This is a genomic window from Breoghania sp. (genome assembly GCF_030066895.1).
Taxonomy (GTDB): domain Bacteria; phylum Pseudomonadota; class Alphaproteobacteria; order Rhizobiales; family Stappiaceae; genus Breoghania.
This window is the reverse complement of sequence record NZ_JASJAV010000025.1, coordinates 1-13,423: the sequence shown is the minus strand read 5'-3', so window position 1 is coordinate 13,423 and position 13,423 is coordinate 1. Positions and strand designations below refer to the sequence as shown.

Below are 13,423 nucleotides of genomic sequence, written 5' to 3'. Positions count from 1 at the left end.
TCTGTTCGTTCTGCCGGCCACGAAACGCTTCTCTCTGTTTCGTGGCCGGCACTTCATTAAAGGCAAGAGGAAAGAAAACGCGATGTTTGCGTTGATCGAGCAGGTTTGTTTGTGGTTGCGCCGCTTCGCCTACGACGTGGTTATCCTGCTTTTCGTCACTATGATGGTTTCGGTTCTGGTTCAGGTTTTCGGGCGCTACGTCGCCAACTATTCCATTTCCCAAGCCTCCGAGATTGCCACCTTTTGCCAGATCTGGCTCGTGCTTCTGGGCTCCGGGATCGCCATGTCCCGCAGCCAGCATGTGGCCATCGATATTCTGCCCTCCCAGCTTCCGCTGCAGATGCGCCGTGTGGCGCTGGTGGCGATCGCGCTGGTGACGGCCTGTTTCCTCGGCGTTCTCGCCTATGGCGCGCTGCCGCTGCTCCGGATCGGCCAGATCCAGTCCTCGCCCGCGCTCGGCGTGCCGATGTTCTGGATCTATCTCTGCCTGCCGGTCGGCGCGGCCTATATCGTGCTGGAGCTCTTCGTCAAGGTCATGACCCACTGGGCGAACCCGTTCCCCGATCCCTCCGCCGCCGAACCGCATGAGGAGGGCATCTGATGACCGTCATCGCAGCCGCATTCCTCGGTCTTCTGGCGCTCGGCGTTCCGGTCGTCTTCGTGCTCGGCACCTCCGCGGTGATCACGCTCGTCACCACCCCCCACGTGCCGCTCGCCATCGTCTCCCAGCACGTCTTCGCCGGGCTCAACTCCTTCACCCTGATGTCGATCCCGTTCTTCGTGTTTGCGGGCGTCATCATGGACGCGGGCGGCATTTCGCGCCGCATCGTCGACTTCGCCTCCGCCATCATCGGCTGGGTGGTCGGCTCGTTGCTGCACGTCTACTGCGTGGCCGCTGCCGGTCTCGCCGCCATTTCCGGCTCCGACTCCGCCGATACCGCTGCCATTTCCGCGATCATGCAGCCGCAGCTTCGAGCCCGCGGCTATAACGTGGATTTCGGTGCGGCCCTGATCGCCGGCGCCGGCTCCATGGCTCAGGTCATCCCGCCCAGCCTGACCATGGTCATCCTGACCGTGGTCTCCAACATCTCCATCGGCGCGCTGTTCCTGGCCGGTGTCATCCCCGGTCTCATCTGCATCGCCATGCTGATGGTGATCGCCTATTTCCATGCTCGCAACGGCGGCCCGCAGTATCGTGAAATCGAACCCTTCACGATCAAGCGGCTGCTGCGCACCGGTTGGGCCGTGCTTCCCGCTGCGGGCATGCCCGTCGTTATCCTGGGCGGTGTCTTCACGCCCACCGAGGCGGTAGCCGTCTCCGGCTTCTACGGCCTCCTGATCGGCGCCTTCGTCTATCGCGATCTGGACCTCAAGAAGCTGCCGGATCTCATCCTTCGCACCGTCTCGCTTTCGTCGGCCGTGATGCTGATCATCGGTACGGCGAGCGTCTTCGCCTGGCTCATCGCCAACGCCAACGTTCCGGAACGGCTCGGCGACTGGATCCGCTCTGTCTCCGACAGCCAGAGGGTCTTCCTGCTGATCGCCAATGCGCTGTTCCTGTTCTTCGGCATGTTCCTGGAAACGATCGCCGCCATTCTGATCATCGTCCCGGTGATTTCGCCCATCGCGCACGACATGGGCGTGAACGGCGTGCATTTCGATCTGCTGATCATCTTGAACTGCGCGCTCGGGACGATTACCCCGCCTTACGGCATGTCGTTGTTCGTCTCCTCGAGCGTTGCCGGACGTTCCGTGATACAGGTCTCGCGGCGACTGGTCGTGCCGCTTGCGGGACTGTTCATCATCCTGCTTCTGGTGACATTCGTGCCCGATCTGTCGCTGTTCCTGCCGCGCATGGCGGGTCTCATCAACTGATGTCCAGTTCAAACTGAAACGAGACGCGAATGACCAAGAAGCTGATAGTCCGGAGCGCCGGTATCGAATTCGACGCCCGCTTCGAAGAGGCGGCGGCTCCCAAAATCGTCGCCGCCTTCCGCAAGTTCCTGTCTTTCGTCTCCAAGGTGGTGCACGTGCGCTGGTCGGGTGAGGGCGTGTGGATTGCTCGGCGACATGAAGTTCGGCGTGGACTACGAAAATCACACCTCCTATCCCGCTCCCGGCCAGATCATCCTCTATCCCGGCGGTATCTCCGAGACCGAGATCCTCCTTGGCTACGGCGGCGTGCATTTCGCCTGCAAGATGGGGCAGCTCGCCGGCAACCACTTCATCGCGTTGACCTCCAATCTCGACAAGCTTGCCGATCTCGGCCCCAAGGTGCTGTGGGAAGGCGCGCAGGAAATCGTGTTCGAGGGAGTCGACGCGTAATCCACTCGATGCTTACAGGATTCCGTTCATGACAGCAGACCTGCCGATCACCTACGGCGCCCGCTTGCGCGCGCTGGCCGGTGAACGCGGCGAGGAGACGGCCGTTCACTTCCTCGCCCGCGATGGCAGCGAGGAAAGGCTAAGCTGGGCGGATCTGGACGCATCGGCCAATCGCTTCGCCCGCGTCCTTGAAGGACGCGGCGTGGGGCAGGGCGACGTGGTTTCCCTCGGGCTCGCCAACACGCCCGTTCATCTGACGGTCGCGCTCGCCGTATGGCGCCTGGGCGCGACCACGATGGTTCTCGATCCCGGTCTGCCGGAAGCGACCGCCGACCCGCTGGTCGCGCGCATCGATGCCAGGCTGCGCCTGCAAGAGAAGAAGGGCCGCGGCGACATCAGCCGCGCGGAACTGGAGGCGCTGGCCGCCGGCCAGAGCGATGCCCCGCTGGCGGAGGACCGGGTCTCTAGGCCCGGCAAGATCGTCATGTCCGGCGGCTCAACCGACCTGCCGAAGCTCATGGCTGACGACAAGCCGCATGTTCGCGTGCCGGGTCGAAGCTGGGGCAACATCGCACCCGCGCTGGGCTTCCGTCCCGATCAGGTTCAGCTCGTCTGCGGCGTGCTTTCCCACAATGCACCGCTCACCTGGGCGCATAACGGATTGTTCGAGGGCAACACCCTCGTCCTGATGGAGAAGTTCGACGCCGAGCGCGCCCTGAAGGCCATCGACCGGTTCGAGGTCGGCTTCGTCATGCTCGTGCCGACCATGATGACGCGCATGCTCGACCGGCTGGATGCCTCCGGCGCAACGCTCGACAGTCTCCATTCGCTCTATCACACCGCCCCCCCCTGTCCGTCGTGGCTGAAACAGGCCTGGATCGACAGGCTCGGACCGGATCGGATCTACGGGATGTACGGGTTTGGCGAGAATACCGGTCAGATCGTGATCACGGGCAGCGAATGGCTCACCCATCCCGGCTCCGTCGGGCGTGGTTTCGAGACCGATATCCGCATCCGCGATACCGAGGGCCGGTTGCTTGGCTCCGGCGAGATCGGCGAGATCTACATGCGCCCGGCCGATCTGGAAGGGCACAGCCGTTATATCGGGCCCGATGCGCCCAAGCCGCGCTGCGACGAGGACGGTTTTCACAGCATCGTCGACATGGGGCACCTCGACGAGGAGGGCTATCTCTACCTTTCCGGACGACGCGACGACATCATCAACACCGGCGGCGTGAAGGTGAACCCGGAGCACGTGGAAGCCGAGCTTCTGCGCCATCCCGACATCGTCGATGCGGTGGTCTTCGGTGCGCCCGACGACGATTGGGGGGCAGTGTGTTCTAGCGCTCGTCGCCCCGCGTTCGGGCTCGGTGGTGGACGAGGCGGCGCTGCGTGCCTACTGTGCGGAAGGTCTGGCCCGGACCGAGATCCCCAAGCATGTGATCGTCAGTGACGCCTTGCCGCGCGACGGCTTCGGCAAGATTCGGCGGCGCGCGCTTCAGGCGGAATACGCCCGCACCCACAAGCCTTTCTCAAGCCTCCAGTCGGGAATCAAGAAGGAGCGCCGCCAATGAGCGTCTACGATACCATCATCGCGAACGGCACAGTCGTTACCGCATCCGATACCTTCAAGGCGGATGTGGGGATCAAGGACGGCAGGGTTGTCGCCATCGCCGAACATCTGGAAGGGGACGACGAGATCGCCGACGCCTCCGGCCTGCTGTTGATCCCCGGCGGCATCGACAGCCACGTCCACATCTCCCAGCCCTCCGGCGAGGGCGTGGTCATGGCGGATGATTTCGACAGCACCACGCGCTCGGGGGCCTTCGGCGGCAACACCACGGTTCATGCCCTTCTGCTACCAGGAAAAGGGCCAGAGCCTGCGCGATGCGCTCAAATGGTACCATGGCATTGCCGAGGGCCAGTGCCACATCGATGTCAGCTTCCACCTGATCATTTCCGATCCCACGCCCCAGGTGCGCGGTCAGGAGCTGTCCGCGCTCGCGGAGGAGGGCTACACCTCCTTCAAGATCTTCATGACCTACGAGAACCTGAAGCTCACCGACCGCGAGATCCTCGACACGATGATGGCGGCCAAGCATTCGCGCGTGCGTCATGATCCATGCGGAGAATGACGACGCCATCAACTTCCTGCGCGATCAGGCGGAGACGGCGGGCGACATCGCGCCGAAATTCCACGCCTCCACTCGTCCCATCCCGGTGGAGCGCGAGGCGACCCACCGCGCCATCACGCTGGCCGAGATCGCGGATGTGCCGCTTGTCATCGTGCACGTTTCCAACCGCCAGGCGATGGAAGAGATCGCCCGCGGCCGGGCGCGCGGCGTCAAGGTCTTTGGCGAGACCTGCCCGCAATATCTGGTGCTGATCGCCGAGGATTTCGATTTGCCGGAAGGCGCCAAGCAGGTCTGAAGGCATCGAGCAGGGCATCTTCGACGTCTTCTCCTCCGACCATTGCCCCTTCCGCTTCGACGATGTTGAGGGCAAGAAGCACCCGATGGGCAAGAAGAGCTTCCGCTGGATCTCGAACGGCATTCTCGGTGTGGAGACGCGCCTGCCGATCCTGTTCTCTGAGGACGTGAAGAAGGGCCGCATCGACCTGCAGCGCTTCGTGGCGCTGACCGTCACCAACCACGCCAAGTTCTACGGCCTCTACCCGAAGAAGGGCACGATCGCGGTCGGCTCGGATGCCGATATCGCGCTGTGGGATCCGGAAAAGAAGGTGACGATCTCGCAGGTCGGCCTGCATCACGGCGTCGACTACACGCCCTATGAGGGCTTCGAGGTTACCGGCTGGCCGGTGCGCACCATGGTGCGTGGCCGCACGGTCGTGAACGACGGTGAGATGGTGCCGGCAAAGCCGTTCGGCACCCATGTCGGTTGCGCCAAGCTGTGAACGCGATGCGCCTTCAGGGGGCAACGTCTGAGGGCGCGCATGCGGCCCGGTTCGCACTTCGGTGAGCGGCGGCCTCGAGACGGTCGCCCCGCAGCCTGCCTAGCTTTGCTCCGCCACCGGGTATCTCTCCGGCCGTTCTTTCAGGACCTGCAGGATCTGCTTTTGCACTTCACCCGATGTCGCTCGTGATTTGACGATCGACAGATCGAGGCGCGGATCGGAATACTTGTGGTCGATGGCCGTGAGAACCGCCACCGCCATGATGGAATCCGGCGGAATTTCGTCGAGCAGTTCCAGCCCGTTGCCGTCCCTGAGTGCGATGTCGATGATCAGAATATTGAAATCATTGTTCGCCATGTCGACTTTGGCGGTCTTCAGATCGGGGGCATGGTGCAGCAGGACGGCGTCCTTGAAGGTTTCGGCCAGGACGTTTGCGAAATCCTGATCGTCTTCAAGGTGCAGGCCGAGAAGGCGGGTATCCTTGCTCTGGCGCTCGATCGGGCCGCCGGTCTGAGGGGCTTCTGCTGTGGGCAATGTGAACCAGAAGGTCGTGCCTTTCCCCTCTTTGCTGTTGAACCCGATTTTCCCGCCCATGCCTTCGACGAGCTTCTTGGTAATCGACAGGCCGAGCCCTGTTCCGCCGATCTTGCGGGTCGTGGTGCTGTCGGCCTGCTTGAACGGGGTGAAGATGTGCTCCTGGAATTCCACGGGAATGCCGAGGCTATGATCCTCGACGGAAATGCGTAAGCACCCGTTCGCCTCCTCCGTCTCAGGATCACCGTGCCGTCGGTCGGCGAGAATTTCACCGCGTTCGACAGCAGGTTCGCCATGATTTTCTGGAAACGGCTGACATCGACGTACACGTGCTGTCTGGTCTCCGGTTCCTCGGTTTTCACCGTGACGGAGAACTGGTCCGCATAGCCTGAGATGAGCTCCGCGGCCAGGGCGATTTCTCCGGCCACCTCGACGGTTTCCAGATCGTAGGAAACCTTCTGGCTCGTCAGCTTCTCGAAATCCAGAATGTCGTTCACGAGCACGATGAGCCGGTCGGTGTTCTTCTGCGCTAGCGAGATCATCTGGTAGAGCGAACTGGGCAGCCTGTTCGGGATCATCTTGCCCACCAGTCCGAGCAACCCCCGGATGGAGGTTAGCGGTGTGCGCAATTCATGACTGACGGTGGAGACGAACTCCGTCTTCACGCGCTCCACCTCCCGCTGTTCGCTGATATCGCGCGTGACGCCGGAGAACTTGATGCGCCCGTTGAGATTGAGCGCGTTGACGGAAAGCTCGATCGGGATCAGCCGCCCGTCCTTCGTTTTCCCTTCCACCTCGACGGTATTGCCCACGAAACCGCAGCCCTCGCCGCGTATGTAGCGTGACAGCGATCCATTGTGGCGCTCCGCCATGCCCGCGCTCATGAGGATCGTTGTCGGCTTTCCGATGACCTTGGAGGCGCGGTAGCCGAAGATCTGTTCGCAACTGGGATTGAACCGCTCGATCTTGTCGTTGCTGTCGATCAGGATCAGTCCGTCGGTCACGTTCTCCACGATGGCGATGGCGGTCTGGCTCAACGGTCCCATCAGCGCACGCGCGAAAAAGACTGAGCCCAGCAGGAACACCACGATCACGATCCCGCCGGCCAGCATGACCTCGGTGCCGGTGTGTTTAGCATTGGCGTAGGGGCGGGACTTGGGAACCTGAATGACGACGCTGGCCTGGTCGTCGAACCCGCCGTATCCCTCGTCGTTGTTGACGATGAAATTGACCTCGTTGTTGTGGTCGAAGATCTCTTCGATCTTGCGGGTTTGATAGGCTCTGCGTACCACTGGGGGGGCGTGTAGTCTCCGTGCATCTCCAGGGGAAACGGCGTCTTCGTCATTCCGCCGGGATGCTCCATGTAATCGCCCTAGCCGTTGACGATGAACGTGTGCTTGCGCGGGCGCATCTGGGCGAAGGCGTTTCGCAGCATGGCGTCGTAATCGACATTGATCACCAGCATGCCGAATCGCGTGCCGAGCTGATCGTAGATCGTCAGGATGCCGCGAATGGTGGGGATATCCCGAGGGTCGCGCCGTCCGAACTCGCGATTGTAGGTCACTTCTGAAAAGACGACCTGATCCGGAAGCGCGTTGGCGCCGAGCTTGAAATAGGGTTCGTTGCTCTTTCGCTGCAGTTCTTCGTCCTTGACGATTTCGGTGCCGGAGGGGGTGCGGTCGACGCGGATGAGTTCACGCCCGCCGTCTTCCAGTCCGATATAGCGGATCTGAAATGCGTCCGGGCGCTGGCTGAGCGCGGACTGGAAAATCGTGTTGAGACGCCGGTGCCATAATTCCTCTGTAGATCCGTCGAACGGGTCCACGCCGCCGTTGCGGGAGCTGCGGATGATCCCCTGAATGGGGGGCATTTCCGCCAACATCTTCAGGTCGCGGGCGACGTCGCTGTAGGCATTGCGCAACCTCTGCGACATGAGGTGCGCTTTCACCGTCAGGGGCTGTTTTGCCTTTTCCACGGCACTGGCGCGGACATGGTAGTAGGACACCGCGCCGACGACCACGGAACTGACCGCGACGCAACAGCACACCGGCAGCACGATCTTGTGCTGCATGGAACGACCGATCAAGCCGCCCAGCGGCGTTCCCTGTGCCCCAGTAATCGAGGCTTTCGTTGGCATTGCCAATTCCCCTCTTCGGCGAAAATGCGAATGTCCTTTGTGCAGAGGGTAAAATACGTATAAGTTATCTGAACTGCTTATAAATATCAAATATTAAACTCTGCGAAACGTAGTAAAACGAATAATAATTAAAAATATAAGAATTTTTTATTTATCTATGTAATAAACCAGAGTATGGAACTCTGGAAAGCGCGCGGCTGTCTGCTTTTCTTGTCCGGCCGCGCGCAGACGTTGCGCGCGGACAAGGAAAGGGCGGTGCTACCTGAGGTAGGGGAGGCCGACCGCCTTGCGGCATTCGGCAATCAGTCCGGCGGCGTGGCGGACCGCCTCTTCGATGGAGTTTCCGTTGTCGAGCAACGCGTCCTCCAGCCGGCGGGCGTGACGGCTGATTTCATCGAAGCCGAACGTCTTGTCGGATCCCACCATCTTGTGCGCGTGAAGGGTCAGTCGCTCGCGCAGATCATGCCGCCTGGCGCCCGTGCGGACTTCTTCAAGGGCGCTTTCCAGTTCTTCCAACCTGATCGGTAGCGTCTGGAGGTACTGGGTCCGCAACCCATCGTAGAGCGCATTCCACGTCGACCGGTCGGCCGTTGTCATGACTTGCTCTTCCTCGGCAGAGCCGGGCTCCCGATCTGAATAAGAGAAAATAATTAAAATTAATAATAGCCTCAAAAATAATTAAGTATAATAGCATAATTATTAGTATTATGGAATAGGATTCGAATTTTTTTCTGTAATTTACCTTTAGATCATATAATGTGAAATAAATTTAAGTGAAATACTGAAATTATATTGAAATGAGGTGCTTAAATACTGAACAGCGGCGGATTATGCCGTAGAGGACGTGACTGTGAGCCGCGTTGCGAGCGGTATGGCGCCTAGGGTGCTGCCAAGCCGCCGACTTTTATCTGCCTGATGTGAAGAGATCCATGAAAAGTCCCTTCCATATGCGTTTTCTGCCGGGAGTGCTCCTCAGGATGCTTCCTCCTGCGATCGCCCTGATGGCGTTGATCGCGGTGGCTGCCTATTGGCAGATCAACAGCGTATTCCGGGATGGTATCGCGCGGCAGCTCGATCGGGAGGCCTCCATGGCCCTGAACGATGTGGAGACGCGGTTGAATGCGCCCTCCTCGGTTCTGGAATCGGTCGCGAACAACAACCTGGTTTCCGCCGCCTTGTCCGGTCCGCCGTCGCGCCATCGGCGCACGGGCACCTTTTTCGCAACGCTGTCGCTGGCACCGATGCCGGACGTTCTGGTCGGGCTTGCCGATACGGACGGCCGGATGCTGCTGACCAATGGGCGGGGGAGAGGAGCCCCACCTTTCGTCTTGCCCTCGCAGGCAAGCAAGGGGCACAAACAGATCGATCTCGACAGTCGCCGGGTGATCCTGATGGTTCCGGTCATGCGCGCGGATCTTTTTGCCGGAGTGCTTTTCGCCCGCATTCCGATCACCGAACTGACCGTCTATCTCAACCGGACGCGGTTTGCCGATGTCTCGCTGATCTCCGTGAACGGGGTGCCGATCGTGCCCGACGTCACCACCGGGGAGGTATTGCTCGAGCACGCGCAGGACGGCCAGGAGAACTGGGTCGAAGCGACGGAAGTCTCCGCCAAGCATCCCGATCTTGGGATCGTTCTCCTGTTTCGCAGCGCCAATCTCTACGAGCCTTTGCGCGGCCTGGATCGCATTCTCGGCCTGTCGGCCCTGGCCAACCTGACGGTTCTGGTTCTGGTGCTCATCTCCATAGCGGTGCTGGTGGCCCGTCCGATCATGCGCCTCGCCGTTGAGGTCGCGGATGTGCGCGATGCCTCCGATTTGTCGCGCCGCGTCTATTCCTGCGGCTACCTGGAGATTTCCAGACTGGCGGGCGCCTTCAACGATATGCTGGCGGGGCTGCAGAAAACGCTCGTGTCGTGCGAATTGCTTGAGCGGGAAAACCTGCATCGCCGGGCCGCGGAACGCGATCTGCACGACAAGCAGGCCGAGAACACCGCCATCGTGGAGGCGGTCGCCGACGCCACCATCGTCATCGACAAGTCCGGCTTGGTTCACTCCGCCAACCCGGCCACCTTCGAGATTTTCGGCTACAGCCCGCACGAGCTGATCGGAAACAACGTGTCCATGCTCATGCCGTCGCCGCACCGGAACAATCACGACCAGTACGTACGCAACTTCCTGGAGACCGGCGAGGCCAAGATCATCGGCATGGAGCGCGAACTGGAGGCGGTCCGAAACGACGGGCTCATTTTCCCGATCGAGTTGTTCGTCGCCAATATCGTGCTCAACGGCGAGCCGCATTTCGTCGGCATGATCCGCGACATCACCGAGCGGCGCAAGGTCGATCAGATGCAGCGCGAGTTCATCGCCCTGGTCAGCCACGAACTGCGCACGCCGCTAACATCGCTGACCGGTTCTCTCGCGCTCGTGCGCTTGGGCAAGATGGGCGATGTGCCGGAAAGGGTCCGCAAGCTCGTGGACATGGCCCAGAACAATGCCAAGCGCCTGATCGATCTGGTCAACGACATCATGGTCATCGAGAAGCTACAGGCGGGTCGTATCGATCTGGAACTGGAGGGTCTCGATCTGGTCGAACTGGTCCAGGGCGTTCTGGACGATATCTCGTCCTACGGCCTCAAGACCGACATCTCCTTCACCTTGAGCACGGAGCTTCCTCAGGCACCCGTACTAGCCGATCCCAAGCGTCTGGTGCAGGTGCTCAACAACCTGCTTTCCAACGCCGCCAAGTTCAGCGAGCGGAAGTCGGAGGTCGCGGTCTTCGTCGAGCGCCACGGGCGTTTCTTCCGGATTTCGGTGCGCGATCAGGGCGTGGGGATCTGCCCGGATCTCAGGGATCAGGTGTTCGACAAGTTCGTCCAGCTCGACACCACGGATGCCAAGAACGGCCAGGGGTCGGGGCTGGGGCTGTCGATCTCCCAGGCGATCATGAATCTGCGTGGCAGCAAGATCGAGGTGGAGTCCGAAGTCGGGGTTGGCTCGACATTCTATTTCGACCTCGTGGAATTCGAAGGGGACGAGGCGCAGTCGGATCAGGGGTCTCTGGCGGGATCCCTGTCCCTCAGGGCCGGCGCGCAAGAACAGCGGGCGTTTCAGCGAAACGGTTAGGAAACGGAGCGGGAAAATGGCAAGGGCTTTGATCGTCGATGACGATCCGGACTGGCTGACCTTGATCGAGATCGTCCTCGGCAAGGAAGGTATCGCGACGATGAAATGCACGGAAGGGCGGGGAGCCTTCGAGGTGGCGCGTCTGGAGCAGCCGGACCTCATCGTGCTTGATGTGTTCATGCCCGGCGTGACGGGTTTCAGTTGCTCTGGCAACTCCAGAACACGCCCGAGACGCAGGACATTCCGATCGTGATGGTGTCCTCGCGCGACACCGTAATGGGTGTGTCCTGGGGCGAGAGGCTAGGGGCCTTCACCTACATTTCCAAGAACGCCTCCTTCAAGGAGCTTGCCCCCCTGCCGGCGGAAGCCGCGACGGCCGCGCTCGCCGTCTCCGCACAGGAGCGCGCCAACGACGCCTGACCCGATCCCCGCCCTCGCAAAGCTGCGGGCGACAACATGAAGAGGAAAGCAAGGCGTGTGTTCTCTATGTCGATGATGAAGACGATATTCGTGAGGTCGCCGCGCTCTCTCTCGGGCTCGATTCCGACCTGGAAGTCGAGGTATGTGCCTCTGGCGCCGAGGCCCTGTCCAAGGTGAGCGATTTTAGGCCCGAAATCATCCTGCTCGACGTGATGATGCCGGGAATGGACGGGCCGGAAACCCTGGAGCGGCTGCGCGACATCGAGGCGACGAAGGAGACTCCGGTCGTTTTCATCACCGCCCGCACGCAGGCTTATGAGATCGAACGGTTCCTCTCGCTGGGGGCGGTCGGCGTCATCGCCAAGCCGTTCGATCCCCTGAGCCTCGCCGAGCAGGTGCGTGAGCACCTGACGAGCGTGGTGGAAGAGGTCAGCCAGCCCTGACCGGGCGGTCGGGTGACTGGGCCCGTTATCGTACGGAAGGTTTTGCCCGCGGCAGCGGCGCATCGACCGGAACGGGTACCGCTCATGTCTGGATCGTATGGGTGCGCGGTGCTTGCGGTGACCGGAGATAGGTTCTGTGGTTGCCGACCCCCATCGGGTAGAGCGCCTCGCGCTGCCGGACGTAGTCGTTCGACCCTTGCGCACAGAGCCGCATGCGTATGTCGACCGGCGCCTCCTGGGGCTCGTGCGCAGCGCGCTCAGGTTGACGCCCGTCGGCTTGAGCTTTCCGGCAAAGGCTTCCGTCAGCAACTTGGCGGCACGCTCGGCACATTCGTGGTCCATCGTCGCGCCCAGCAGGACCGTCATCACGCGGTGGCCGTTGCGCTCGGCCAGCGCCACGATGTTGCGCCCGGCCGCACACAGAAAGCCCGTCTTCATGCCCTCCGCTCCGGGAAACCGGGTCAGCAGGACATTGAAGGAATCCACGGCCGTACCGTCGATGATCACGCGCGAGGTGCGGAAGATCGGCCGGTATTGGGGAAAGCGCGCGTCGAGCGTCAGCGCCAGAACGGCCAGGTCGCGGGCCGAGACGTGCTGGGTCGGATCGAACAGGCCGTTGGCGTTGGCGAAATGGCTGGCGCTCATCCCGAGCCTTTGCGCGGCCACGTTCATCCGCTCCACGAACGCTTTTTCGTTGCCCGCCACCATCTGCGCCAGCGCGATGGCCACATCGTTGGCGGAAGCGGCGAAGGCAGCATAGAACGCATCTTCAAGCCGCATCGCCCGCCTAACGCTCAACCCCGCATGAAGCGATTCCTGATGCATCGCCTTCGGTGACATGACCACCGGCGTATCGAGCGTGACTTCGCCCGCCGCCAACGCCTCGAAGGTGACGAAGGCGGTCATCAGCTTGGTCGTGGATGTCGGATACCAGGGGCGCCCCGCGTCATCGGCATAAAGAACCGCCTGGGTATCCGCGTCGACGACGAGGGCAGGCGTCGCACTTGCCGGGATGATCGAGGCGGCCGAAGCGACGAAGAGTGCAAGGATCAGGGCGAAAAACCGGGCGCGGCGGGCAGGAGGTATACTCACGGAAGACTTGCTCTCGATGCGTTGGAGACGGACCCCGCCTCGCCCACAGCAACGGCGCGCGTCGTCCTCATTCGGGCGCAGGCGCCGAGACGGGACGTCGCAAATCGCATCGCTGAAATCCGGGAATACGCGGTCCGGAGATTTGAAAAGTCCGGACGGCCGCGAGCGGGATCTCGGGAGGCCCGTCCGGGGGCCGATTTTGACGATTACGTTTGAATCGAAGCTATGATTCGATGGAGGTGCGGTGAGTTCAAGGCAGCACTCGATTGGCAGCAATGATATCTGCGTGAAAGCGGCTGCTGCAGGGCAAAGGGGGGCGCAGTTGTGCTCTCTGCTGAAGCCCTGTCCCCATGAAATCCTGCCCCTCCGCCGAATTCCGTTCCCTCTGCCGAAATGCATTCCCGCCACCGAATTCCATTCCCTCCGTCGTGGA

At 61.5% G+C, this 13,423-nt stretch carries 11 protein-coding genes and 3 pseudogenes; 9 read left to right on the top strand and 5 right to left on the bottom strand.

Going from position 1 to position 13,423, the window contains the following annotated elements:
- The first annotated feature begins 82 nt into the window (after positions 1-82).
- The 6 genes and pseudogenes from QNJ43_RS20850 (at position 83) to hydA (ending at position 5,239) form a co-directional block, all read left to right on the top strand.
- Entirely contained in the window at positions 83-601 is a 519-nt protein-coding gene (locus QNJ43_RS20850) for a TRAP transporter small permease (protein ID WP_300472686.1), read from the top strand.
- On the top strand, positions 601-1,875 hold the full coding sequence (locus QNJ43_RS20845) for a TRAP transporter large permease (RefSeq protein WP_300472684.1): 1,275 nt from the start codon (positions 601-603) through the stop codon (positions 1,873-1,875). Before QNJ43_RS20850 ends, QNJ43_RS20845 begins: the two co-directional genes overlap by 1 nt.
- A gap of 29 nt (positions 1,876-1,904) precedes the next feature.
- Positions 1,905-2,325: pseudogene (locus QNJ43_RS20840) on the top strand (DUF3830 family protein).
- A 28-nt stretch (positions 2,326-2,353) separates the two neighbouring features.
- Positions 2,354-3,778: an AMP-binding protein gene (locus QNJ43_RS20835; protein ID WP_300472681.1), complete on the top strand. Its 1,425-nt coding sequence runs from the start codon at positions 2,354-2,356 to the stop codon at positions 3,776-3,778.
- A complete protein-coding gene (locus tag QNJ43_RS20830) occupies positions 3,765-3,899 on the top strand; it encodes a hypothetical protein (protein WP_300472679.1) in 135 nt (44 codons plus the stop codon). The genes QNJ43_RS20835 and QNJ43_RS20830 overlap by 14 nt, the downstream gene beginning before the upstream one ends.
- A pseudogene (gene hydA / locus QNJ43_RS20825) lies at positions 3,896-5,239 on the top strand (dihydropyrimidinase). The gene QNJ43_RS20830 and the pseudogene hydA overlap by 4 nt, the downstream one beginning before the upstream one ends.
- A gap of 99 nt (positions 5,240-5,338) precedes the next feature.
- Here hydA and QNJ43_RS20820 read toward each other — a convergent pair.
- From QNJ43_RS20820 to QNJ43_RS20805, 4 genes are all read right to left on the bottom strand, one after another.
- Positions 5,339-5,596 (bottom strand): hypothetical protein, encoded by a 258-nt coding sequence (locus QNJ43_RS20820; RefSeq protein ID WP_300472677.1) that lies wholly within the window; start codon positions 5,594-5,596, stop codon positions 5,339-5,341.
- A gap of 17 nt (positions 5,597-5,613) precedes the next feature.
- Positions 5,614-7,065, bottom strand: coding sequence for a PAS domain S-box protein (locus tag QNJ43_RS20815; RefSeq protein ID WP_300472675.1), 1,452 nt, complete (start codon positions 7,063-7,065; stop codon positions 5,614-5,616).
- A gap of 80 nt (positions 7,066-7,145) precedes the next feature.
- The gene (locus tag QNJ43_RS20810) at positions 7,146-7,910 is read right to left on the bottom strand and encodes a hypothetical protein (protein ID WP_300472673.1); all 765 of its coding nucleotides are present in this window, start codon (positions 7,908-7,910) and stop codon (positions 7,146-7,148) included.
- 258 nt (positions 7,911-8,168) lie between these two features.
- Positions 8,169-8,507, bottom strand: coding sequence for an Hpt domain-containing protein (locus QNJ43_RS20805; protein ID WP_300472671.1), 339 nt, complete (start codon positions 8,505-8,507; stop codon positions 8,169-8,171).
- 332 nt (positions 8,508-8,839) lie between these two features.
- Here QNJ43_RS20805 and QNJ43_RS20800 point away from each other — a divergent pair, with 332 nt between their 5' ends.
- The 3 genes from QNJ43_RS20800 to QNJ43_RS27560 are packed head-to-tail and all read left to right on the top strand — an operon-like array spanning position 8,840 to position 11,898.
- On the top strand, positions 8,840-11,035 hold the full coding sequence (locus QNJ43_RS20800; protein WP_300472668.1) for a PAS domain S-box protein: 2,196 nt from the start codon (positions 8,840-8,842) through the stop codon (positions 11,033-11,035).
- A 16-nt stretch (positions 11,036-11,051) separates the two neighbouring features.
- The gene (locus tag QNJ43_RS20795; RefSeq protein ID WP_300472666.1) at positions 11,052-11,288 is read left to right on the top strand and encodes a response regulator; all 237 of its coding nucleotides are present in this window, start codon (positions 11,052-11,054) and stop codon (positions 11,286-11,288) included.
- A complete protein-coding gene (locus QNJ43_RS27560; RefSeq protein ID WP_346433080.1) occupies positions 11,242-11,898 on the top strand; it encodes a response regulator in 657 nt (218 codons plus the stop codon). Before QNJ43_RS20795 ends, QNJ43_RS27560 begins: the two co-directional genes overlap by 47 nt.
- A gap of 402 nt (positions 11,899-12,300) precedes the next feature.
- Here QNJ43_RS27560 and QNJ43_RS20785 read toward each other — a convergent pair.
- Positions 12,301-13,389 (bottom strand): annotated as a pseudogene (locus QNJ43_RS20785) (serine hydrolase); the annotation flags it as partial.
- Positions 13,390-13,423: the final 34 nt, after the last annotated feature.

Excerpts from the sequence above, each read along its gene's own strand:
- QNJ43_RS20850 (WP_300472686.1), top strand. The coding sequence starts at position 83 with ATGTTTGCGTTGATCGAGCAGGTTTGTTTGTGGTTGCGCCGCTTCGCC.
- QNJ43_RS20845 (WP_300472684.1), top strand. The coding sequence starts at position 601 with ATGACCGTCATCGCAGCCGCATTCCTCGGTCTTCTGGCGCTCGGCGTT.
- QNJ43_RS20835 (WP_300472681.1), top strand. The coding sequence starts at position 2,354 with ATGACAGCAGACCTGCCGATCACCTACGGCGCCCGCTTGCGCGCGCTG.
- QNJ43_RS20820 (WP_300472677.1), bottom strand. The coding sequence starts at position 5,596 with ATGGCGAACAATGATTTCAATATTCTGATCATCGACATCGCACTCAGG.
- QNJ43_RS20810 (WP_300472673.1), bottom strand. The coding sequence starts at position 7,910 with ATGCCAACGAAAGCCTCGATTACTGGGGCACAGGGAACGCCGCTGGGC.
- QNJ43_RS20805 (WP_300472671.1), bottom strand. The coding sequence starts at position 8,507 with ATGACAACGGCCGACCGGTCGACGTGGAATGCGCTCTACGATGGGTTG.
- QNJ43_RS20800 (WP_300472668.1), top strand. The coding sequence starts at position 8,840 with ATGAAAAGTCCCTTCCATATGCGTTTTCTGCCGGGAGTGCTCCTCAGG.
- QNJ43_RS20795 (WP_300472666.1), top strand. The coding sequence starts at position 11,052 with ATGGCAAGGGCTTTGATCGTCGATGACGATCCGGACTGGCTGACCTTG.